The 21,378-nt window shown below is 59.1% G+C and carries 16 protein-coding genes and 1 pseudogene; 12 read left to right on the top strand and 5 right to left on the bottom strand.

Annotated elements, in window-relative coordinates; all coding sequences use genetic code 11:
- The first annotated feature begins 121 nt into the window (after positions 1-121).
- The 8 genes from ytfR (at position 122) to BN77_RS13295 (ending at position 9,172) form a co-directional block, all read left to right on the top strand.
- The gene (gene ytfR / locus BN77_RS13330; RefSeq protein WP_007532657.1) at positions 122-1,645 is read left to right on the top strand and encodes a galactofuranose ABC transporter, ATP-binding protein YtfR; all 1,524 of its coding nucleotides are present in this window, start codon (positions 122-124) and stop codon (positions 1,643-1,645) included.
- Complete coding sequence (locus BN77_RS13325) at positions 1,642-2,661, top strand: ABC transporter permease (protein ID WP_007532656.1); 1,020 nt, start codon at positions 1,642-1,644, stop codon at positions 2,659-2,661. The genes ytfR and BN77_RS13325 overlap by 4 nt, the downstream gene beginning before the upstream one ends.
- Complete coding sequence (gene yjfF, locus BN77_RS13320; protein WP_007532654.1) at positions 2,658-3,626, top strand: galactofuranose ABC transporter, permease protein YjfF; 969 nt, start codon at positions 2,658-2,660, stop codon at positions 3,624-3,626. Before BN77_RS13325 ends, yjfF begins: the two co-directional genes overlap by 4 nt.
- A gap of 15 nt (positions 3,627-3,641) precedes the next feature.
- Complete coding sequence (locus tag BN77_RS13315; protein ID WP_040677157.1) at positions 3,642-4,394, top strand: FadR/GntR family transcriptional regulator; 753 nt, start codon at positions 3,642-3,644, stop codon at positions 4,392-4,394.
- An 82-nt stretch (positions 4,395-4,476) separates the two neighbouring features.
- On the top strand, positions 4,477-5,838 hold the full coding sequence (gene glmU / locus BN77_RS13310; protein WP_007532650.1) for a bifunctional UDP-N-acetylglucosamine diphosphorylase/glucosamine-1-phosphate N-acetyltransferase GlmU: 1,362 nt from the start codon (positions 4,477-4,479) through the stop codon (positions 5,836-5,838).
- A gap of 105 nt (positions 5,839-5,943) precedes the next feature.
- Positions 5,944-7,770: a glutamine--fructose-6-phosphate transaminase (isomerizing) gene (gene glmS / locus BN77_RS13305; protein WP_007532648.1), complete on the top strand. Its 1,827-nt coding sequence runs from the start codon at positions 5,944-5,946 to the stop codon at positions 7,768-7,770.
- A gap of 121 nt (positions 7,771-7,891) precedes the next feature.
- Positions 7,892-8,596: a DUF502 domain-containing protein gene (locus BN77_RS13300; RefSeq protein ID WP_007532646.1), complete on the top strand. Its 705-nt coding sequence runs from the start codon at positions 7,892-7,894 to the stop codon at positions 8,594-8,596.
- Between the two features lie 90 nt (positions 8,597-8,686).
- Positions 8,687-9,172, top strand: coding sequence for a GNAT family N-acetyltransferase (locus BN77_RS13295; protein WP_007532644.1), 486 nt, complete (start codon positions 8,687-8,689; stop codon positions 9,170-9,172).
- A 39-nt stretch (positions 9,173-9,211) separates the two neighbouring features.
- On the opposite strand, the pseudogene BN77_RS34785 reads toward BN77_RS13295, so the two are convergent.
- Positions 9,212-9,322: pseudogene (locus BN77_RS34785) on the bottom strand (type II toxin-antitoxin system PemK/MazF family toxin); the annotation flags it as partial.
- A 370-nt stretch (positions 9,323-9,692) separates the two neighbouring features.
- On the opposite strand from BN77_RS34785, the gene BN77_RS13290 reads away from it, so the two are divergent.
- Entirely contained in the window at positions 9,693-10,979 is a 1,287-nt protein-coding gene (locus tag BN77_RS13290) for an LLM class flavin-dependent oxidoreductase (protein WP_051177185.1), read from the top strand.
- A gap of 308 nt (positions 10,980-11,287) precedes the next feature.
- On the opposite strand, the gene recG is transcribed toward BN77_RS13290, so the two are convergent.
- On the bottom strand, positions 11,288-13,393 hold the full coding sequence (recG, locus tag BN77_RS13285) for an ATP-dependent DNA helicase RecG (RefSeq protein WP_007532639.1): 2,106 nt from the start codon (positions 13,391-13,393) through the stop codon (positions 11,288-11,290).
- A 92-nt stretch (positions 13,394-13,485) separates the two neighbouring features.
- Here recG and BN77_RS13280 point away from each other — a divergent pair, with 92 nt between their 5' ends.
- Both BN77_RS13280 and mfd read left to right on the top strand, forming a co-directional pair.
- The gene (locus tag BN77_RS13280) at positions 13,486-13,800 is read left to right on the top strand and encodes an FAD assembly factor SdhE (protein ID WP_007532637.1); all 315 of its coding nucleotides are present in this window, start codon (positions 13,486-13,488) and stop codon (positions 13,798-13,800) included.
- Entirely contained in the window at positions 13,800-17,306 is a 3,507-nt protein-coding gene (gene mfd, locus BN77_RS13275) for a transcription-repair coupling factor (RefSeq protein ID WP_007532635.1), read from the top strand. The genes BN77_RS13280 and mfd overlap by 1 nt, the downstream gene beginning before the upstream one ends.
- A gap of 5 nt (positions 17,307-17,311) precedes the next feature.
- Here mfd and BN77_RS13270 read toward each other — a convergent pair whose 3' ends face one another.
- Together BN77_RS13270 and BN77_RS13265 are read right to left on the bottom strand one after the other, a co-directional pair.
- On the bottom strand, positions 17,312-17,983 hold the full coding sequence (locus BN77_RS13270) for a DsbA family oxidoreductase (protein ID WP_007532633.1): 672 nt from the start codon (positions 17,981-17,983) through the stop codon (positions 17,312-17,314).
- A gap of 91 nt (positions 17,984-18,074) precedes the next feature.
- Entirely contained in the window at positions 18,075-19,880 is a 1,806-nt protein-coding gene (locus tag BN77_RS13265) for an extracellular solute-binding protein (RefSeq protein ID WP_007532630.1), read from the bottom strand.
- A gap of 267 nt (positions 19,881-20,147) precedes the next feature.
- On the opposite strand from BN77_RS13265, the gene BN77_RS13260 reads away from it, so the two are divergent.
- Complete coding sequence (locus tag BN77_RS13260; RefSeq protein ID WP_007532629.1) at positions 20,148-20,807, top strand: invasion associated locus B family protein; 660 nt, start codon at positions 20,148-20,150, stop codon at positions 20,805-20,807.
- A 127-nt stretch (positions 20,808-20,934) separates the two neighbouring features.
- On the opposite strand, the gene hspQ is transcribed toward BN77_RS13260, so the two are convergent.
- Positions 20,935-21,264: a heat shock protein HspQ gene (hspQ, locus tag BN77_RS13255; RefSeq protein ID WP_007532625.1), complete on the bottom strand. Its 330-nt coding sequence runs from the start codon at positions 21,262-21,264 to the stop codon at positions 20,935-20,937.
- Between the last annotated feature and the right edge of the window lie 114 nt (positions 21,265-21,378).

Here is a 21,378-nt window from a genome sequence, read left to right as displayed (position 1 = left end):
TCTTGAGACTAGAACCGCACCGGCTCAACATAAGCCGGTGCGGACCTGCCGAATGCCAGTCGGGACTTCATGTCCGTCCACGGCGCGGCGTTGTCGGTCCATATCGGGAAAAGCCGCCTTCATGATTTACGATTTCGAGAATGTTCTAACCGCTCACGGGATATCGAAATTCTTCCCGGGTGCCATTGCGCTCGACAAGGTCGATTTCGCGCTTCGCAAGGGCGAGGTGCATGCGCTTCTGGGCGAAAACGGCGCCGGAAAATCTACGCTTATCAAATGCATTACTGGTGCCTATCACCGCGACGACGGCAGGCTCGCTCTCGACGGCGCGGAAATCAATCCGTCCGATACACTCGCCGCCCAGAGACTGGGCATTGGCACGGTATATCAGGAGGTCAATCTCCTGCCCAATCTGAGCGTTGCCGAAAACCTGTATCTCGGCCGCCAGCCGAAGCGCTTCGGGATGATCGATGTCCGTGCCATGAACCGGCAGGCGCGGGCGCTGCTTGATCAGTACGGGATGAACGTTGATGTGACCGCGCAGCTCGACCGGTTTTCGGTTGCCGTGCAGCAGGTCGTAGCGATCGCCCGTGCGGTCGACTTGTCCGGTAAAGTTCTCATCCTGGACGAGCCGACTGCAAGCCTCGACACTCAGGAAGTTGCGATGCTCTTCCGCATCATGAACAACTTGAAGGAACGTGGACTTGGCATTGTCTTTATTACTCATTTCCTAGAACAGGTTTACGAAGTAAGTGATCGGATTACGGTACTTAGAAATGGCAGGCTGGTGGGGACCCGCAACACGTCCGAACTGTCTCGCCAGAGCCTCATCTCAATGATGCTCGGTCACGAACTGGCGAATGCAGAGGCAACCGCCCGAGCGCACACGGTTGCTGCGGGCCCGGTCAAATACAAGTTCGAAGGCTACGGCAAGCGCGGCAAAGTGAAGCCGTTCGACCTCGATGTCCGTGTCGGCGAGGTGGTCGGCGTTGCCGGGTTGCTCGGGTCGGGGCGCACGGAGACCGCCGAGTTGCTTTTCGGGATCGAGCAGGCCGACAGCGGCACGGTACAGGTAGACGGCAAGCAGGTTACGCTGTCGAACCCGCGGGTGGCGATCCGCAGTGGCTTCGGGTTCTGTCCGGAGGATCGCAAGACCGACGGGATCATCGGCGATCTTTCCATTCGCGAGAATATTGCTCTTGCGCTGCAGGCGCGCCGAGGCTGGGCCCGGCCCATTTCTCGCGCCGATCAGAACGCCTTGGCGGACCGCTACATCAGCGCCCTCGATATCCGCACGACGGACAGGGAGAAGCCAATACGCCTGCTGTCTGGCGGCAATCAGCAGAAAGCGATCCTTGCGCGCTGGCTGGCTACCAATCCGGACTTCCTGATCCTCGACGAACCGACCCGCGGGATCGACGTCGGCGCACATGCTGAAATTATCCGCTTGATCGAAGATCTCTGCGCGAAAGGCATGTCGCTGATCGTCATTTCTTCGGAATTAGAAGAGCTTATCGCCTATAGCTCACGTATTTTGGTCCTCCGCGATCGCGAACATGTCGCGGAACTGGCGGGCGAGAATGTCAGCACCGCTAGCATCGTCGACGCCATCGCAGCCGCCCAAAAGAAGACGGAGGACGCATGACGTCGTCGCTTAACGCACTCCTGAACCGCCTAGCCCCGCAACTCATTGCTCTTGCGGTCATTGTTGCCTTGAATTTCATGATGTTTCCGCAGTTCTTTAATGTTGTTGTACAGAACGGTCGGCTTTATGGCAGCCTCATAGATGTGCTGAACCGCGGTGCACCGGTCGCCTTGCTGGCAATTGGCATGACGCTGGTAATTGCAACGAAGGGGATCGACCTTTCGGTCGGCGCTGTGATCGCGATCTGCGGCGCCGTTGCCGCATCATCTATCGTGTCCGGTCAATCGCTTGCGGTGACGCTCTTGGTGACGGTCGGGGTCGGGCTGCTTTGCGGCGTCTGGAACGGTTTTCTGGTCGCCGTGCTCAACATCCAGCCAATCATCGCCACACTTGTCCTGATGGTTGCCGGACGTGGGATCGCGCAGCTTATTACCGAGGGGGTCATCATGACCTTCAACGATGAAGGCCTGATCTCGCTCGGCAGCGGCTCCTTCGCGTTTCTTCCGATGCCGGTCATCATATGGTTGTCCATGGGCGCGTTGATAATCCTGCTCGTGAGGCGCACGGCGCTTGGGATGCTCATCGAAGCTACCGGGATTAATCGACGTGCAAGCATGCTTTCCGGTGTGCGAACGCCGGTCCTACTGATGGCCGTCTATATGCTGAGCAGCCTTTGCGCTTCGATCGCCGGTATCATTGTAGCAGCCGATATCAAGGGGGCGGATGCGAACAATGCCGGCCTCTGGCTAGAACTCGATGCCATCCTGGCTGTCGTCGTGGGTGGCAATTCTCTGCTTGGCGGTCGCTTCAGCATCCTCGGCTCGCTGATCGGAGCGATGATTATTCAGGCTGTGAACACCGGCATTTTGCTTTCAGGATTTCCGCCGGAATTCAATCTGATCATCAAGGCAGTGATCGTCATCGTAATCCTCGTCATTCAGTCGCCGACGGTCCAATCGGCCGCAGTGGTTCTAAGCCGGCGATCGAGCAGTGTCGCAGAAGGGCAGATTCAATGAACTCGAAATATCTGCCGCTGCTGGCAACCGTCGTGATCTTCGCTCTTTCCTATGCGATCTGCACAATGCAGTATCCGAATATCCTGTCCACCCGCGTGATCGGCAATCTTTTGACCGACAATGCTTTTCTTGGTATCGCGGCCGTCGGCATGACGTTTGTCATCATCTCTGGCGGCATCGACCTGTCGATCGGCTCGATCATTGCGTTCACTGGCGTTTTCCTAGCTGTCATTTTGCAGAACACGACAATCCATCCGCTCGTCGCGTTTGTATTGGTGCTGATCATCACGACCGCTTTTGGCGCGGCAATGGGCGCAATCATTCACTATCTGGAGATGCCGGCCTTCATCGTGACCCTCGCGGGCATGTTCCTGGCGCGCGGAATGGCGTTCGTGTTGTCAATCGACAGCATTCCGATCAATCACGACTACTACACAACGCTGACAGGCCTCTACTATAAGCTGCCGGGCGGCGGTCGGCTGACGTTGATCGGCGGTGTCATGCTTCTCGTCTTTGCGGCGGGCATATTCCTTGCGCACCGCACGCGCTTCGGTACCAATGTCTACGCGCTCGGCGGCGGCTCGCAAACGGCGCAACTGATGGGCGTTCCCGTTGGGCGCACCACGATCCAGATCTATGCATTATCGGGCTTTCTTGCCGGTCTATCCGGAATCGTTTTTTCGCTCTATACGTCGGCCGGTTATTCTCTGGCAGCAGTCGGCGTCGAACTGGATGCGATCGCGGCAGTCGTCATTGGGGGGACGCTGTTGACCGGAGGGGCGGGATTCGTGGCAGGTACCTTCATCGGTATCCTGATACAGGGCCTCATTCAGACCTACATCACCTTCGACGGGACACTATCGAGCTGGTGGACGAAGATCTTGATTGGCCTTTTGCTTTTTGCGTTCATTCTAATGCAGAAGGTTATTCTCTTCCTTTCCAGTATGAATAAGAGGTATGCCTGAACGGGGAGGTATTCGTTGCGTAACAGATTGCTTGAGACCGGAAAGACAGCGCGCAAATCGCGAACGAGCCACGCACAGGTCGTGGATGAGCTCGGTAGGGCAATTGTTGCCGGAACCTACCCTGTCGGAAGCATTCTGCCGGGCGACGCCGAGCTCGCACAGCGCTTCAAGGTCTCACGCACCGTCCTTAGGGAGACGATGAAGACGCTTGCTGCAAAGGGCATGATCGTCGCCAAGGCCCGCGTCGGCACGCGTGTGACGGAGAAGAATCTCTGGAACATGTTTGACAGTGAAATTATAGCTTGGCATTTCGACAGTGGCGTGACGGAAGAATTCCTGCTGCAGCTTTACGATATCCGGCTGGCCTTCGAGCCTTTTGCCGCCGGCCTTGTCGCGGAGCGGGCAAATGCGGAAGACATTGAACATCTGCGTGCGCTAGCGACTGAGATGGCCGCGCCTGGGCACACCAGCGACAGCCTAGCTCTCGCCGACCTCCACTTTCACCTCGCCATAGCCGACGCCTCCCACAATCCCTTCATGCGAACGCTGGGGAGCCTCATCGAAGCCGCGCTGGTGGGGATGTTCCGTATCAGTACTCCCCCCTCGCAGAACGGCTTCTCAGACATTGCCGACACCCATATGCGTATCGTCGAAGCAATCGTGGCAGGCGATGTCGATGGCGCCCGAAAAGCCATGGAGATCGTGATCATAGACGGCCGTGATCACGTCCGCGATGCCTATGCGGCGATGAGCAAGGCATCCGCCTGATCCATTTTTGATCTTTGTCCCGCCCTGGTCTTGCTGCTATGAGGCAGCAAAGACCGGACGCAACGGATTCTCGGAGCAGACCATGGAACGCACTTGCCTCGCCGTCATTCTTGCTGCGGGTGACAGCACGCGAATGAAGTCGTCGAAATCGAAAGTGCTGCATCCAATCGCAAACCGCCCGATGATCGCCCATGTCGTGGATGCTGTGGCACGGAGCGACATTTCCTCGGTCGCGCTCGTCGTCGGGCGCGACGCCGAGGAAGTGGCAAAGGCTGCGCAGATGGGAAGCGTCAAAATCGAAACCTACCTGCAGGGCGAGCGGCTCGGCACCGGCCATGCGGTCCTTGCAGCGCGCGAGGCCGTTGCCCGTGGATATGACGACATCATCGTCACGTACGGTGATGTTCCGTTGCAGACAGAAGGGCCGCTCAAGGCTGCCCGTCAGGGCCTTGCCGAGGGCAGTGATGTGGTGGTCATTGGTTTTCACACGGAGATGCCGACCGGCTATGGTCGCCTCCTCGTCAAGGATGGCGAACTGATGGCCATCCGCGAGGAAAGGGATGCCACCGATGCCGAGCGTGCCGTGAGGTGGTGCAACAGCGGCTTGATGGCGATCAACGGCCGCAAGGCGCTCGATCTTCTATCCCGCATTGGAAATGCCAATGCGAAGGGTGAATACTACCTGACCGACCTCGTGGAAATCGCCCGTTCCGTCGGTGGTCGGGTCACCGCTGTCGACGCACCTGAAATCGAAATGACCGGCTGTAACAATCGCGCCGAGCTCGCCGTGATCGAGCGCCTCTGGCAAGAACGTCGACGCCACGAAATGATGATCGCCGGCGTGACGATGATCGCACCAGAGACTGTGTTCCTTTCCTACGACACTGCGATTGGGCAGGACGCGCTGATCGAGCCGAACGTGGTGTTCGGTCCGGGTGCGACGATCGACGGCGGCGCTGTCATTCATGCGTTCTCGCACATTGAGGGCGCGCACGTCAGCGCCGGTGCAACCGTTGGCCCGTTCGCCCGGCTGCGTCCCGGAGCCGATCTCGCCAGCGGAGCGAAGGTTGGCAACTTCTGCGAAGTCAAGAACGGAAAGCTTGGCGAGGGTGCCAAGGTCAATCACTTGACCTATATTGGCGACGCAAATATTGGGGCCGGGGCGAATATCGGTGCCGGCACGGTGACCTGCAACTATGACGGCGTCAACAAGCACGAGACGGTGATTGGGGCGAACACCTTTATTGGGTCGAACTCCTCGCTTGTTGCGCCCGTTAGCGTTGGCGACAACGCCTACGTGGGCTCCGGCAGCGTCATTACCGCGGATGTTCCGGCCGATGCACTCGCATTGGGCCGAGCGCGCCAGGAGGTGAAGCCGGGCAGGGCCACCGCGCTGCGCGAACGTGCACTTGCGATCAAGGCTGCCAAGAAGGCAAAGTCATAGACTTCCGCGTAACGTGCGGAAACCGAAAGTGACCGCCGAGGCCATTGAGAAAAAAGACAGAATTGCTACGAGTGGCCTCCGAAACGGATGGCTTTGGGGACATTTATGTGCGGGATTGTTGGAATCGTTGGAAGCAGCCCGGTTGCAGGGCGTCTCGTTGATGCGCTGAAGCGACTCGAGTATCGCGGCTATGACTCGGCGGGTGTCGCCACCATACACAACGGCGAGATGGCGCGCCGTCGCGCCGAGGGAAAGCTCTTCAATCTCGAAAAACGCCTCGACGGCGACCCATTGCCTGGAGCAATCGGTATTGCGCACACGCGCTGGGCCACGCACGGCGTTCCCAACGAGGTCAACGCACACCCGCATTTCGTCGAGGGCGTTGCGGTCGTCCATAACGGCATCATCGAGAACTTCTCCGAACTGCGTGACGAGTTGATTGCCGAGGGCGCAACTTTTGAGACCCAGACGGACACCGAAGTCGTCGCGCATCTCATGGCGAAGTATCTCCGTGACGGTCTCGAGCCGCGCACGGCGATGCTAAAGATGTTGAACCGGGTCACCGGCGCCTATGCCCTTGCGGTGATGCTCAGGAATGATCCCGGCACGATCATGGCGGCGCGCTCCGGCCCGCCGCTTGCCGTGGGTTACGGCTCAGGCGAAATGTTCCTCGGGTCGGATGCGATCGCCCTTTCGCCGTTCACCAACGAAATCACTTACCTCGTCGACGGCGATTGGGCCGTACTGACCCGAGACGGCGCGACAATCCTCGACTTTTCCGGCAACGAGGTGAAGCGCCCGCGACAGATATCGCAGACGACTGCCTATGTGGTGGATAAGGGCAATCACCGCCACTTCATGGAGAAGGAAATCTACGAGCAGCCCGAGGTCATTTCACACGCGCTCAGCCACTATGTCGATTTTGCCAGCAACACGATAAGCGACAGGATCAACGCGATCGATTTCAAGGCGGCCACCAGCCTGGCGATCTCGGCATGCGGAACCGCCTATCTCGCCGGTCTCGTCGGCAAATACTGGTTCGAGCGCTACGCGCGTTTGCCGGTCGAGATCGACGTCGCGTCCGAGTTTCGTTATCGCGAGATGCCGCTGTCGCCCTCGCAAGCCGCGCTCTTCATCTCGCAGTCGGGCGAGACGGCGGACACGCTAGCATCGCTGCGATACTGCAAGGAGAACGGGCTGAAGATCGGTGCGGTTGTCAACGTCAAGGAATCGACGATCGCCCGCGAGTCGGATGCCATCTTCCCTATCATGGCGGGTCCTGAGATCGGCGTTGCCTCCACGAAGGCGTTCACCTGCCAGTTGGCCGTCCTGGCATCGCTGGCACTCGGCGCCGGCAAAGCGAGAGGAACAATCAACGAAGAGCAGGAACGGGAACTGGTTCGCCATCTCGCTGAAATGCCGCGTATCATGAGCCACGTGCTGAACCTCATCCAACCTCAGATGGAGAGCCTGTCGCGCGAGCTTTCGAAATGCCGCGACGTCCTCTATCTCGGCCGTGGCACGAGCTTCCCGCTTGCCATGGAAGGGGCGCTAAAGCTCAAGGAAATCTCCTACATCCATGCCGAGGGTTACGCCGCAGGTGAACTCAAACATGGACCGATTGCGCTGATCGACGAGAACATGCCTGTTATCGTGATCGCGCCGTATGACCGCTTCTTCGACAAGACTGTGTCGAACATGCAGGAAGTTGCCGCGCGCGGTGGGCGCATCATCTTCATTACCGACGAGGCGGGCGCGGCAGCATCGAAGCTGCCGACGATGACGACGATCGTGCTACCGAATGTCAGCGAGATCATCGCGCCGATGGTCTTCTCACTGCCGATCCAGCTGCTTGCCTACCACACGGCGGTATTCATGGGGACGGACGTCGATCAGCCGCGCAATCTGGCCAAGTCGGTCACGGTGGAGTGACCGCTAGTTTGCGCCCTGGAGACTTGTGCGGCTTGGCAATTTCTGGCAGCTTTTCAACAAGGAAAGCATGGGGGAGCTGATTTCCGATAGCCGATCCGCTCAACGGAGTTATCAGCACGCGATGACGGAAAAACTGCCCGGATTGCCGATCGCCACTCGCATCAGGAACAACTTCCTGGCGGGGTTGATCATTTGTGCCCCGGTCGCCATTACCCTATGGCTGACATGGTCGGTCGTGCGATGGGCGGATAGCTGGGTCAAACCGTACCTACCAGCGCGTTATGACCCGGATAACTATCTGAACTTTGCCGTGCCAGGCTCAGGGCTATTGATCGGGCTTGTTGTGATCACGCTTATCGGCTTTCTCGGCAAGAACCTGATCGGCCAGAGTATCGTTCAGTTTAGCGAATCTCTGGTGCGGCGCGTGCCGCTGGTGCGCAGCATTTATCAGAGCGTCAAACAAATTTTTGAGACGGTGCTGAAGGACAAAACAAATTCCTTCAAGAAAGTCGGCCTTATCGAGTATCCGAGCCCTGGGCTCTGGGCGCTCGTCTTCATCTCAACGGATGCCAAAGGCGAGATTGCGTCGAAATTCAAAGCGATGGGGGAGGACATGGTCTGTGTGTTCCTGCCCCCGACGCCGGTTCCGACGGCAGGTTTTCTGATCTTCACACCGCGCGAGAAGATCATTCCGCTCGATATGTCACCGGAGGACGCTGCAAAGCTCTTAATCTCCGGCGGTCTGGTCACACCGGAAGAACTTGCTGGGCGCATGGCAAAAAAGGAGCGCACGCGCAAGCCGCTGCCGGCACCGATCGAAATGTAACTTCCGTACCTCTTCGCCTCCGATGCGGGATTAGGTCTGTTTGTTCAGCCGTGTTGCAAGATGAGGGTGGGTTAAGGATGACACACGCAAATGCTGATCAGACCCGCCACCACCGAAGACCGTTCTTCTATCTGGACAATCATCGAGCCGACGATCCGAGCTGGGGAGACCTATACGCTCGATCGTGACATGAGTGAAACCGATGCCCTCGCTTACTGGCTGGGGCCAGAGAAAGAGACGTTCGTCGTCGAAGACGAAGTTGGCGAGATCCTCGGGACGTATTATCTGCGCGCCAACCAGATGGGGGGTGGCGCACATGTCTGCAATTGCGGCTACATGACCGCACCCGCGGCGACCGGCAAAGGCTTGGCGCGACAAATGCATGAGCACTCGCTCGCCCGAGCGCGCGAGCGTGGTTTCCGGGCGATGCAGTTCAATTTCGTTGTCAGCGCCAACGAACGCGCCGTTCGCCTCTGGCAATCGCTTGGTTTTGAGACGGTCGGCCGCTTGCCCGGCGCCTTCGCGCACCCGACAAAAGGCTATGTTGACGCGCTCATAATGTTCCGGGCGCTGTGAGACGACTTTAACGCTTGCGACTGCGCATCGATCAGCGAAGACGGTGACTGTGCTGGTCGCGTCAAACTGATCCGCCTGGATGATCAGTGCCGGACGAGGTTTGCCGAAGTCGCCTGTGATTGCAGCGGTTACAATGTCACCACGCCTCACGCGTCACCGTCCGAGGTCACGTCGAAAAGAGCGGCATCGTCGAAATCCTGGAAATCGCGATCATCAGCATCGGCATGCCTGACTGACGAGGGCATTCGGCGGCGAAACCGGGGCGACGAGCCAAACCAACCATCTGGTCACGGCGATGCAGATTCCTGCCAATGAAGCGTTTCTCGCTTAATTGGCGAGCCGCTTATTTCCGCAGCCGCGTTCCAGAATGGAAATTCATTCCTTTAGCGCACCACCGTTGTGGAGAATATTGAACAGGAACCGCGGAGATAACCGAGCTCCCCGCGCCCGCAAGCATCGGCGCCGGGAGCGCAGGAGGTGAGTGCAATTGATCGAACGCCAGCTTCATCTCGGCGCGTTCATGCGCCCCGTCAGTCTCCACACCGGCGCTTGGCGCTATCCTGGGTCTTATCCGGACGCCAATTTCAACTTCACCCACATCGTCTCGTTCGCCCAGAAGCTGGAGGCGGCGAAGTTCGACGCCTTCTTCATGGCCGATCATCTTGCCCTGCTCAACATGCCCGAAGAGGCATTGAAGCGCAGTCACACCGTCACTTCGTTCGAGCCCTTCACACTTCTTTCCGCTCTTGCCGCGCTGACGAGCCGTATCGGCCTGGTTGCGACAGCGTCGACGACCTTCGACGAGCCCTATCACGTCGCACGGCGGTTCGCTTCGCTCGATCATATCAGCGCCGGGCGCGCCGGCTGGAACATCGTCACGACCTCCAATCCTGATGCTGCTCTGAATTTCGGTCTCGATGCGCATGTCGCCCATGGTGAGCGCTATGAGCGTGCACGCGAATTCTACGACGTCGTGACCGGCTTGTGGGACAGTTTCGACGATGACGCCTTCATCCGCGACGTCGAAAGCGGTGCTTTCTTCGATCCCGCGAAGATGCATGCTCTGAACCACAAAGGTCCCGAGTTATCCGTGCGTGGGCCGCTCAACATCGCTCGCCCGCCGCAAGGCTGGCCCGTTATCGTTCAGGCTGGTCAATCCGAGCCGGGCCGTCAGCTTGCAGCCGAAACGGCCGAAGTCGTCTTCTGTTCGCCGCGCGACCTTGCCTCTGGAAAGGCGCTCTATGCCGATATCAAGGGCCGGATGAGCAAGGTCGGCCGCGATCCCGATCATCTGAAGATCCTGCCAGCAGCATTCGTGGTGATCGGGGATACGCTCGAGGAGGCAAGGGCGAAGCGCGCCCATCTCGACAGCCTTGTGCATTATGACAGTGCCATTGCGTCGCTATCGATCGCGCTTGGTCACGACGCTTCGAATTTCGACCCCGATCAACCGCTTCCCAATATACCTGAAACCAACGCCAGCAAGACCGGCCGCGAGCAGGTTTTGCGGCTGGCGGAGCAGGAGCGGTTGACCGTTCGCCAGCTCGCACAGCGCTATGGCGGCTATTCGGGGCTGGCTTTCGTCGGAACGCCGCAGCAGATCGCCGACAAAATGGTCGAGTGGCTTTATGAGAAGGGTTCCGACGGGTTTAATGTCGTCTTCCCCTATCTTCCGCAGGGCCTCGATGATGTCGTCGAGCGGCTAATTCCAGAGCTCCAGCGGCGGAGGCTGTTCCGCACCGATTATTCGGGAACAACGCTGCGCGATCATTTCGGGCTGCCCCGGCCGAAGAGCCGCTACGCTTGAGGCGCCCGCGAAGTAGCGGGAACCCGATCCTGTCCGGGCGGCTCGTTTGCCTTGCGCATGTGAGGGAAGGGAATGATCATGGTGCGGTACTGTGATCGGTTTTTTCCCGCATCGGCGGTGGCGTTATGGGCGTTTCCGGGAGGGGCGATATGCCACCATGAGGGCGCCATCGATACTCTCCTGTGAGCGCGCTATGCGCTCTCATTCGAGAGGTGAAGCGTGATAGAGTCCGAGATCGATCTGCCCCCGCTGTCAATTTGCTCCGCAACGATTTCGCCCAGCAGTAAACTGTCAGGCCGGATTCGGCCTCATCCGGCATGCAGGAAGCGGATCGCCTCGTCGCGGCGGAATAGGTAGAGTAGAGTGCGTACGGCCTTGCCACGTTCGCTGGTGAGATCGGGGTCGCGCTCGATTAGATCGGCCGCATCGCGACGGGCGATTTCCAGCAGATCGGCATGTGCCTCAAGGCTCGCGATGCGAAAGCCCGGCGTTCCCGACTGGCGCGTCCCGAGCAATTCGCCTTCGCCCCGCAGCTTCAGATCCTCCTCTGCGATGCGGAAGCCGTCTTCGGTTTCGCGCATGATCGAAAGGCGCGCGTGACCTGTTTCACCAAGCGGCCCCTTGTAGAGGAGGATACAGGTCGAAGCCTCGTCACCGCGCCCAACGCGTCCGCGAAGCTGATGCAGCTGCGCCAAGCCGAAGCGCTCTGCATGCTCGATCACCATGATCGTCGCATCGGGGACGTCGACGCCGACTTCTACGACAGTTGTGGCGACCAAGAGGCGGATTTCGCCGTTCTTGAATGCCATCATCACGGCGTCCTTTTCTGGGCCACTCATGCGACCGTGGATCAGGCCAATGCCTGGACCGAGCGACGAGGCAAGCGTTGCGTGACGCTCCTCTACCGACATCAGATCGCTCTCCTCGGACTCTTCAACGAGCGGGCAAATCCAGTACACCTTCTTGCCCTCCGCCAGGGCGCTCTTCAAACGACCGACGATCTCGCCGATACGTTCGATTGGAACGGTGATCGTCTGGATCGGCTTCCGTCCAGCGGGTTTCTCCGTCAACTTGGAGACATCCATGTCACCGAAGGCAGCCAACACCAAGGTGCGCGGGATCGGCGTTGCCGTCATGACGAGCATATGGGGCGTGACGCCCTTCGCAGTCAGTCGGAGGCGCTGGTGGACGCCGAAGCGGTGCTGTTCGTCGACGACAGCCAGCATAAGGTTGCGGTAGCTGACGCTGTCCTGGAAGAGGGCATGGGTGCCGACGATGATCTGTGCCTGTCCGGATGCGATCCTTTCGAGAATGTCTTCGCGCTCACGACCCTTGGTGCGGCCGGTAAGGACTTCGATTCCAAGGCCCGCGGAAGCGGCAAATTTCGAGATCGTCGCGTGATGTTGACGGGCTAGAATTTCGGTTGGGGCCATGAGAACGGCCTGGCCGCCGCTCTCGATAACCGCCGCCATAGCCATCAGCGCGACCAGCGTCTTGCCGGAGCCGACGTCGCCTTGCAGCAGGCGCAGCATACGGTCCTCGCCAGCCATGTCCTTCAGAATATCTGCGATCGCGGTATTCTGGCTTTTGGTCGGGGAAAACGGCAGCGCCCGCAGGATTTGGCTGCTGAGCTGACCGGTGGCGTGTACGGGTTGGCCGGTAACCTTGCGCAATCGTTGGCGCACCAGGCTCAGAGATAGCTGGCCAGCTAGGAATTCGTCGTAGGCGAGACGACGGCGGGCAGGGGCTTGCGCATCGATATCCGATGGATCGCGCGGTTCGTGCAACCCATGAAAAGCATCTGTTAGCAAGGGCAGACCCTGCTTCTGCGCAAGAGCCGAGTCGATCCATTCCGGCAGTTCCGGCGTACGCGGCAGTGCCGCTTCGATGATCTTGCGCAGTGTCTTCGGCGAAAGACCTGCTGTCAGCGGATAGATCGGCTCAACGAGGGGCAGGTTCTCGGCCTCACTGGCCTTCACGATGTAGTCGGGATGAACCATCGAGGCTCGGCCGTTGAACCAGTCGATCTTGCCGCTGACGGTTACCTCCTCGTCCAACGGCAGCTGTTTTTCCAGCCAAGCCGCTTGGCCGCGAAAGAAGACAAGCGTCAGTTCACCAGTCTCGTCGTGCAACATGACCCTGTAGGGAACGTTGTTTTTGCCCCGCGGCGGAGCCTGATGGCGATCGACGTGCGCCGTGACGGTGACGATTGCGCCTTGCGGGGCGCGGGCGATGCCCGGTTGGTTTCGACGGTCGATCAAGGAATGCGGTGCATGAAACAGCAGATCGACGACGCGCGTATCCTCCGGCGTCTCGCGCCCCAGTAGCTTCACCAGCAACTCGGCGATCTTCGGGCCGACGCCTGGCAGAGCGGAAACTGGCGAAAACAGCGGATCGAGTATGGCGGGGCGCATAGCGGCAAAATGCGATGAACAATGCGGCATTGGCAAGGCTGACAAGCTGCTTTCGAGGGTCTATAGAGGCGCATCAACAGGAAGGTAAAGCCATGACGGGTGTATCACTCTCGAGCGCCGATCTTGATCCGCGCCGCCGCCGAATTCTTTTTCGCTGTTGGCATCGCGGCATACGCGAGATGGATTTGGTGTTCGGACAGTTCGCGGAGAAAGAGATTGCCACACTCTCGGAAGCCGAGCTCGACGAACTCGAAATCATCATGGCCGAAGAGGATAACGATCTCGTGCGATGGATCATGGGAACCTGGCCTGTGCCCGAGCGTTTTCTGACGCCAATGTTCGAGCGCCTTTGCGCCTACAAGCCCGATTTCGAATATCCAGCCGACGCCCTGCCCAGGAATGCCTAATGACCTCAGGTTTTGACGCAAGGAAGCTGTCAGCCATCGCCGAGCCGCTGACAATCGGCAACGTGCCGACAGGTATGGAGGCTCTGTTGCTGGCCGATCTGGCAAGGGCAGGAGAGCCGGTCGCCTATGTCCTGTCCGATGGCCAGCGGATGGGGGACCTCGAGCAGATGCTCGGCTTCGTTGCGCCCGAGATCCCGGTCCTCACCCTGCCGGCGTGGGACTGTCTTCCCTACGACCGCGTTTCACCGAGCGCCGACACATCGGCGCGGCGTCTCGCGGCGCTGGGCGGTCTGATCGCGCACCACAAAAAGCCGCACGCGGCGATCGTGCTGGTGACCGTCAATGCGATGCTGCAGAAAGTCGCGCCGCAACAGATTATCGAAAGCCTTGCCTTCTCGGCCCGTCCCGGAAACACCGTACGTATGGACGATATTGCCGGGCGCCTGGAACGCAACGGCTTCGACCGCGTAGCAACCGTTCGCGAGGTCGGCGAGTACGCCGTACGCGGCGGCATTCTCGACGTCTTCGTGCCTGGCTCCGAGGAACCAGTTCGCCTCGATTTCTTCGGTGATACGCTGGAAAGCATCCGCAGCTTCGATCCGGCAAGTCAACGCACAACAGGGCAGGTCCGCTCCCTAGACCTGAACCCGATGAGCGAAGTGACGCTGACGCCCGACACGATCAGCCGCTTTCGGAAGAATTACCTTTCCTCATTTGGCGCGGCGACACGTGATGATGCGCTTTATCTCGCCATATCGGAGGGGCGGCGCTATCCCGGCATGGAGCATTGGTTGCCGCTCTTCTACGAGAAACTGGAGACGGTCTTTGACTATCTCAAAGGCTTCCGGATGGTTACCGACCATACCGTTCGCCAGGCCGCTGAGGAGCGCTCCAAGCTTGTCTTTGACTATTATGACGCCCGCCTGAATTCCGGACAGGCCGGCAAGGGGCAGATGGCACAGGGAACCCCCTATAAGCCAGTGACGCCCGGCCAGCTCTATCTGGACGGAAAGACCTTCGCCAGCACGCTCGATGCCTTTAACGCAATGCGCATTTCGCCCTTTAACGAGCACGAGGGCGAAGCGCGCCGCGTGATCAATCTCGACGCGCGGCAAGGCGAACGCTGGGCGCGCTCGAATGCCGAGGGTGGGGGCAATGCCGAACGCATCAACGTCTTCGACGCTGTCGTAAGACATATTGCGGACAAGCGCTCCTCTGGTGCGAAGGTGCTCATTACCGCCTGGACGGAAGGCTCACTGGAGCGTCTGTTGCAGGTGCTGAACGAACACGGTCTTGAGCGCGTGAAGCCGGTCGGTGCGCTGAAGGAAATCGACAGCCTTGCTAAAGGCGAGGCGGCGGCTGGAGTGCTCAGTCTCGAATCCGGATTCGAAGTCGGCAATCTCGTCGTCATCGGCGAACAAGACATTCTTGGCGACCGCATGGTGCGGCGTTCAAAGCGGCGCAAGCGCGCTGCCGATTTCATCTCTGAGGTTGCCGGTCTGGACGAGGGTTCGGTCGTCGTCCACGCACAGCATGGTATTGGTCGATTTGTCGGCCTGCGAACAATTGAAGCAGCCGGTGCACCGCACGCTTGCCTTGAGCTGCAGTATGCAGACGAGGCGAAGTTGTTCCTGCCGGTCGAGAACATCGATCTCCTGTCGCGCTATGGGGGCGAGGGGACGGAAGCGCAGCTCGACAAGCTCGGGGGCGGCGCATGGCAGATGCGCAAGGCCAAGCTCAAGAAGCGGCTGCTCGATATGGCGGACGCACTTATCCGCATCGCCGCCGAACGCCTGACGCGTCATGCGCCGGTGCTGACGACGCCGGAAGGCCTCTACGACGAGTTTGCCGCCCGCTTCCCTTACGACGAAACGGAGGATCAGGACAACGCAATTGAAGCTGTACGCTCCGATCTTGGGGCGGGGCGACCGATGGATCGTCTGGTCTGCGGAGACGTCGGCTTCGGCAAAACGGAGGTGGCGCTTCGTGCTGCTTTCGTTGCGGCGATGAACGGCATTCAGGTAGCCGTCGTCGTACCGACCACGCTGCTCGCGCGCCAGCACTTCAAGACCTTCTCCGAACGCTTCCGCGGCTTGCCTGTGCGCATCCAGCAGGCCTCGCGCCTCGTCGGCCCGAAGGAGCTGGCATTGACGAAGAAGGAAGTGGCAGAAGGCAAGACGGATATTGTCGTTGGCACCCATGCACTTCTTGGCGCCGGGATCAAGTTTGCTAACCTCGGACTGCTGATCATCGACGAAGAGCAGCATTTCGGCGTCAAGCACAAAGAACGCCTGAAGGAGCTGAAGAGCGACGTTCATGTGCTCACGCTTTCGGCGACCCCGATCCCACGTACGCTGCAGCTCGCGATGACAGGAGTGCGCGAGCTGTCGCTGATTACGACGCCGCCGGTCGATCGCATGGCGGTTCGCACCTTCATTTCGCCCTTCGATTCGCTCGTGATCCGTGAAACGCTGATGCGCGAGCACTATCGCGGTGGCCAGAGTTTCTATGTATGCCCGCGTCTGGCGGATCTGGAAGACGTGCATGCCTTCCTGCGGTCGGACGTGCCGGAGCTCAAGGTCGCGGTCGCCCACGGTCAGATGCCGGCCGGCGAGCTTGAGGACATCATGAACGCCTTCTACGAGGGCCGCTATGACGTTCTGTTGTCGACCACGATCGTTGAATCGGGCCTTGACGTGCCGACGGCCAACACGCTGATCGTACACCGCGCCGACATGTTCGGCCTGGCGCAGCTCTATCAGTTGCGTGGCCGCGTCGGACGTTCGAAGGTGCGTGCTTTTGCGCTGTTCACGTTGCCGGTCAACAAGGTACTGACGGCGACTGCCGAGCGCCGCCTCAAGGTGCTGCAGTCGCTCGACACGCTCGGGGCCGGCTTCCAGCTTGCCAGCCACGATCTCGACATTCGCGGCGCAGGAAACCTACTCGGAGAAGAGCAATCCGGTCACATCAAGGAGGTCGGTTTCGAACTGTATCAGCAGATGCTGGAAGAGGCCGTTGCCGAGGTGAAGGGCGTCGATGAGATCCAGGATACCGGTTGGTCCCCGCAGATCTCGGTCGGAACGTCCGTCATGATCCCAGATGGCTATGTGCCGGATTTGCACCTGCGCATGGCACTCTATCGCCGCCTTGGGGAAATCACGGAACTGAAGGAGATCGATGCCTTCGGTGCGGAAATGATCGATCGCTTCGGGCCAATGCCGATCGAGGTCCAGCACCTACTAAAGATCGTCTACGTAAAATCCCTTTGTCGCATCGCCAACGTGGAGAAGCTGGATGCAGGCCCGAAAGGCGTGGTCATCCAGTTCCGCAACAAGGAGTTTCCTAATCCCGCGAACCTGGTTGGCTATATCGCCAAACAGGGAACCATGGCGAAGATCCGGCCAGACCAGAGCGTATTCCTCACACGCGACCTGCCGACACCGGAAAAGCGGCTGCAGGGCGCAGCCGTTATCATGACGCAACTCGCGGAAATGGCGAAGGCGTAAGGCGCTCAGTTCATGCCGGCGCGCGCTTCCGCCTTCGCCTTGGCGATGTCACGAAGCGCTCCCGCCAACACATCAGGCGTCTGCGCGCCACTGACGGCATACTGCTGATCGAAGATGAAGAATGGGACACCGTTCACTCCCATCTTCTGCGCGGCCTCGATCTCGGCGATCACCAGGTCCTTATCAGCGTCGGACGCCAGCAGGGAGAAGACGACGGCACGGTCCATGCCGGCCTTCTCCGCAATATCGAGCAGGACGGCATGGTCGCCGACATTGCGGCCTTCCTCGAAATTCGCCTTGAAGAGGGCATTGACGACACGGTCCTGTTTCTCGCGATCCTCTACCATCGCCCAGTGGATCAGGCGATGCGCATCGAGGGTATTCGGGCCGACCTTGATCGCGTCAAAATCGAAGTTGATGCCGACCTCACGACCAAGCTCCCTCAGCATCTTGTGTCCTTGAGCGACGCGCTCGGCACCACCAAGCTTCTGCTCCAACGCCTGCTTCTGGTCGACGCCTTCAGGCGGGTAGTCGGGGTTGAGCCGGTAGGGGCGCCAGTTGATGTCCACTCCGATATCGTCTTGGACTTCGGCGATCGCAAGCTCAAGCCGCGCCTTGCCGAGGTAGCACCACGGGCAGACGACGTCAGAGACAACGTCGATGGTAATACGTTCCATGGGCTTTTCCTTTTTCTACCCGAAATCCAAATCTTCCCGCCATCTAGGCCCCGCGGCGGGCGACTTCAACCAGGCAGGAAAAGGGAACCGCCTATTGCACGCTCTGATCCCACCACGTCGGCAACTGATAGCCGTAGAGCGGGACCGTGTCGGGATGACCGATGCGCTTGCTACGGGCAACCCATTCCTGATCAACGTGATAAAGCGGGAGGACATAGTGCCCCGACAACAGCATTCGATCATGAGAACGCACCGCTGCCGTAAAGTCTTCGGCCGAGCGTGCCATAAGGATGTGCTGGATCAGCGTATCGACGTCAGGATCGGCAACGCCGGCGAAGTTGTCTGTGCCTTCGCGATCCTTGGCCCCGGACGACCATCGTCCCAACTGTTCAATGCCCGGAGACAGAGACGACGTATAGGACTTCACGATGACATCGTAGTCGAAGCTGTTCGTACGGGTCTGATATTGCGAATCGTCGACCGTACGGATCGTCGCTCCAATGCCAAGGAGTTGCAGGGAACGCTGATAGGAGACGGCAAGTTTTTCCTGATCGGCGTTCTGGGTCATGATCTCGAAAGTAAGCGGCCGTCCGCTAGCGTCGCTCATCTTGCCATTCTTGATCGTGTAACCAGCTTCCTTGAGGAGCGCGGCCGCCTGTTTCAGGACATTGCGATCGCGGCCCGATCCGTCCGTCACCGGAAGCTTGTATGTTCCGTCCAGAATCGCCGGATCGATTCGATCCTTGATCGGCCCCAGAAGCTTCAGTTCGCGTTCGTCAGCCGGCACCCCAAAGCTCGACAAATCGGAGTTCTGCCAGAAACTCTGAGTGCGAATATAGGCGTTCGAGTAGAGGTTCTTATTTGCCCATTCGAAATCGAAGATCAGCGACAGTCCCTCGCGAAGCTTCACATTGGCGAAGACCGCTCGCCTGGTATTGAAGACGAAACCAAACATGCCGCTCGGCAACTTCGGCTCGAACGTGTCCTTCACGACGTTGCCCGACGTGGCGGCAGGAAAGCTGTAGGCGCTTGCCCAATGGCCGGGGCTGCCGTCCGGGTAGATGTCGATGTCCCCCTTCTTGAAGGCCTCGAAGAGGGTGGTGTCCTGCAGGAAATACTGGACCGATATCTGATCGTAGTTGTCGAGGCCGACCTTGGCCGGAATGTCCTTGCCCCAGTAATTGGGATCGCGCTCGAACGTGATGCTTTCGCCGGGTTTCAAGGACTTGATCTTGTAGGGGCCGGATCCGATGGGAGGCGTGAGCGACGAACGATCGAATGTGTCCGGATCGGTGGCATGTTTCGGCAAGATCGGCGTCGATCCGGCGAGAATCAGCGGAAATTCCCGATCCGCCTTGTCGTTGAAAGTGAAGCGAACGCCGTGGTCTCCGACCTTCTCCATCTTCTCAACCGCATTCAACCGCGTGCTGAAGGGAACGCGGCCCTTCTCCTTGAGCAGATTGAGCGTGAAAATCACGTCCTCAGGCGTCACCGGCTGACCATCAGACCACTTGGCGGCCGGGTTGAGATTGAACTGGATAAAGGTCCGGTCATCGTTCCATTCAACGGATTCTGCCAGCAGCCCGTAGAGCGTAAAGGGTTCGTCGCGCGAGCGCAGCATCAGCGTTTCGAAGACAAGGTTTCCGTATTCAGGGTCCCACATGCCGCGCGCTGTCGTGCGCATGCTTTTCAGGATGAAGGGATTGAGGCTATCGAAGGTTCCAACGACACCATAACTGATCTTGCCGCCCTTCGTCACATCGGGATTAACATAGGGAAGATGCTTGAAATCGGCGGGCAGGGCCGGTTCACCATGCATCGCGATGCCATGCACGGGCTGTGCGAGGGCTGCGCTGCCAGCCAAGGTGAAAATAACGGGGAGAACGATCCGGAGCATCGTTGAGGTCCTTTCCGGAAACGGCACGATTCGACGCAAGACTATCATGCGGCCACAGCAATTCACCATCCGGCTCGAATTCTTTCGGTTCACCCTTAAAAGGGCAAAGAAACACTGGATATCTAACCCGACGCGATGTAACAGGGGAACCCGAAGTAGGGGGGTCATGCATTTGCCTTATTGTTTTAAGAGGTGGAGTGCGAACAACCCTGTTGGTGAGGATGGCACGTTGTCGTCCCTAAGGGATTTCAGGAGACGGAATTCGTTATGATGTTCAAGGCTGAAAACAAAACGCGGGCAGCCCTGTCCGTTCTGGCAGTGATGCTTGGTGCTGCAGCAGCTCCCGTATCGTCCTTCGCGCAGGACGCAGCGGCGCCTTCCGAAGCACCGGCTACCGCTGGCGGTGCTCCGCGTCTTGGCTGGTACAAGACCTGCAGCAAGCAGGAAGACAATGACGTCTGCGTTGTTCAGAACATCGTCCTCGCAGGCGGTGGCCAGCTCGTCACCGGCGTTGGCCTCATCACCGTCACCGGCAAGATCAACAACAAGAGCCTCCAGGTTTCGGTGCCGCCCGCCCGCCTGATTCCGCCAGGTGTTGCGCTGCAGATCGACGGCGGCAAGGCTCAGAAGATCGACTACCTGATGTGCATGCCCGACCGCTGCGTCGCCCAGATCCCGATGACCGACGCCATGGTCGCCAGCCTGAAGAAAGGCACCGATCTGGTTCTGACCTCGATCAACTTCCGTCGTGCGCCGAACCCGATCAAGATCTCGCTCGAAGGCTTCACCGGCGCGTTTGACGGCGAACCGGTTTCAGCTTCCAAGCTGGCAGAAAGCCAGAAGAGCCTGCAGGACAGCATGCAGAAGAAGGCCGACGAAGCGCGCAAGAAACTTGAAGAAGCTCAGAAGGCTGCCAAGGCTCAGTAGTTCTGGGCCCTTGAAATTCGCGAAGAACCCGGCCTTGCGCCGGGTTTTTTGTTGTTCGTTTGAGGCAAAGAAAAAAACCCGCCACAGGCGGCACGCCTTAGGCGGGGTTTTGAATGCCAGCAGTGGGTTAGTGGGCGAAGCTCATCTTGGGTTTGAACTGCCCCGTCGGTGCCATATCGAAGATCTGGTAGACCTGTTCGTTGCGTAGCGGTACGCCGCTCTCGTCGTTGATCAGGTTCTGTTCCGATACGTAGGCAACGTATTCGTTTTCATCATTCTCGGCCAGCAGATGATAGAAGGGTTGATCCTTGCTGGGGCGCACTTCGGCGGGAATCGAGTTCCACCATTCTTCCGTGTTCGCGAATTCCGGGTCCACATCAAAGATGACGCCGCGGAATGGAAACACCTTGTGCCGAACCACTTCGCCGATACTAAACTTTGCTACTCTTTCTTTCATGGTACGACTTCCTTTCATCACCTAATTTGGTGATTGGTCCCGCTCAAATCAAGATTTGTGCGGGATCTCGTCACATGAGTGTCATATCCGCCTTCGGCAGCCATGACATCGGCA

The organism is Rhizobium mesoamericanum STM3625 (assembly GCF_000312665.1).
Taxonomy (GTDB): Bacteria; Pseudomonadota; Alphaproteobacteria; order Rhizobiales; family Rhizobiaceae; genus Rhizobium; species Rhizobium mesoamericanum.
This window is presented reverse-complemented; position numbering and strand designations above follow the sequence as displayed.

What these genes read in the sequence shown, in the direction of transcription:
- ytfR (WP_007532657.1), top strand. Translation starts at nt 122, where the DNA reads ATGATTTACGATTTCGAGAATGTTCTAACCGCTCACGGGATATCGAAA.
- BN77_RS13325 (WP_007532656.1), top strand. Translation starts at nt 1,642, where the DNA reads ATGACGTCGTCGCTTAACGCACTCCTGAACCGCCTAGCCCCGCAACTC.
- yjfF (WP_007532654.1), top strand. Translation starts at nt 2,658, where the DNA reads ATGAACTCGAAATATCTGCCGCTGCTGGCAACCGTCGTGATCTTCGCT.
- glmU (WP_007532650.1), top strand. Translation starts at nt 4,477, where the DNA reads ATGGAACGCACTTGCCTCGCCGTCATTCTTGCTGCGGGTGACAGCACG.
- glmS (WP_007532648.1), top strand. Translation starts at nt 5,944, where the DNA reads ATGTGCGGGATTGTTGGAATCGTTGGAAGCAGCCCGGTTGCAGGGCGT.
- BN77_RS13300 (WP_007532646.1), top strand. Translation starts at nt 7,892, where the DNA reads ATGACGGAAAAACTGCCCGGATTGCCGATCGCCACTCGCATCAGGAAC.
- BN77_RS13295 (WP_007532644.1), top strand. Translation starts at nt 8,687, where the DNA reads ATGCTGATCAGACCCGCCACCACCGAAGACCGTTCTTCTATCTGGACA.
- BN77_RS13290 (WP_051177185.1), top strand. Translation starts at nt 9,693, where the DNA reads ATGCGCCCCGTCAGTCTCCACACCGGCGCTTGGCGCTATCCTGGGTCT.
- recG (WP_007532639.1), bottom strand. Translation starts at nt 13,393, where the DNA reads ATGCGCCCCGCCATACTCGATCCGCTGTTTTCGCCAGTTTCCGCTCTG.
- BN77_RS13280 (WP_007532637.1), top strand. Translation starts at nt 13,486, where the DNA reads ATGACGGGTGTATCACTCTCGAGCGCCGATCTTGATCCGCGCCGCCGC.
- mfd (WP_007532635.1), top strand. Translation starts at nt 13,800, where the DNA reads ATGACCTCAGGTTTTGACGCAAGGAAGCTGTCAGCCATCGCCGAGCCG.
- BN77_RS13270 (WP_007532633.1), bottom strand. Translation starts at nt 17,983, where the DNA reads ATGGAACGTATTACCATCGACGTTGTCTCTGACGTCGTCTGCCCGTGG.
- BN77_RS13265 (WP_007532630.1), bottom strand. Translation starts at nt 19,880, where the DNA reads ATGCTCCGGATCGTTCTCCCCGTTATTTTCACCTTGGCTGGCAGCGCA.
- BN77_RS13260 (WP_007532629.1), top strand. Translation starts at nt 20,148, where the DNA reads ATGATGTTCAAGGCTGAAAACAAAACGCGGGCAGCCCTGTCCGTTCTG.
- hspQ (WP_007532625.1), bottom strand. Translation starts at nt 21,264, where the DNA reads ATGAAAGAAAGAGTAGCAAAGTTTAGTATCGGCGAAGTGGTTCGGCAC.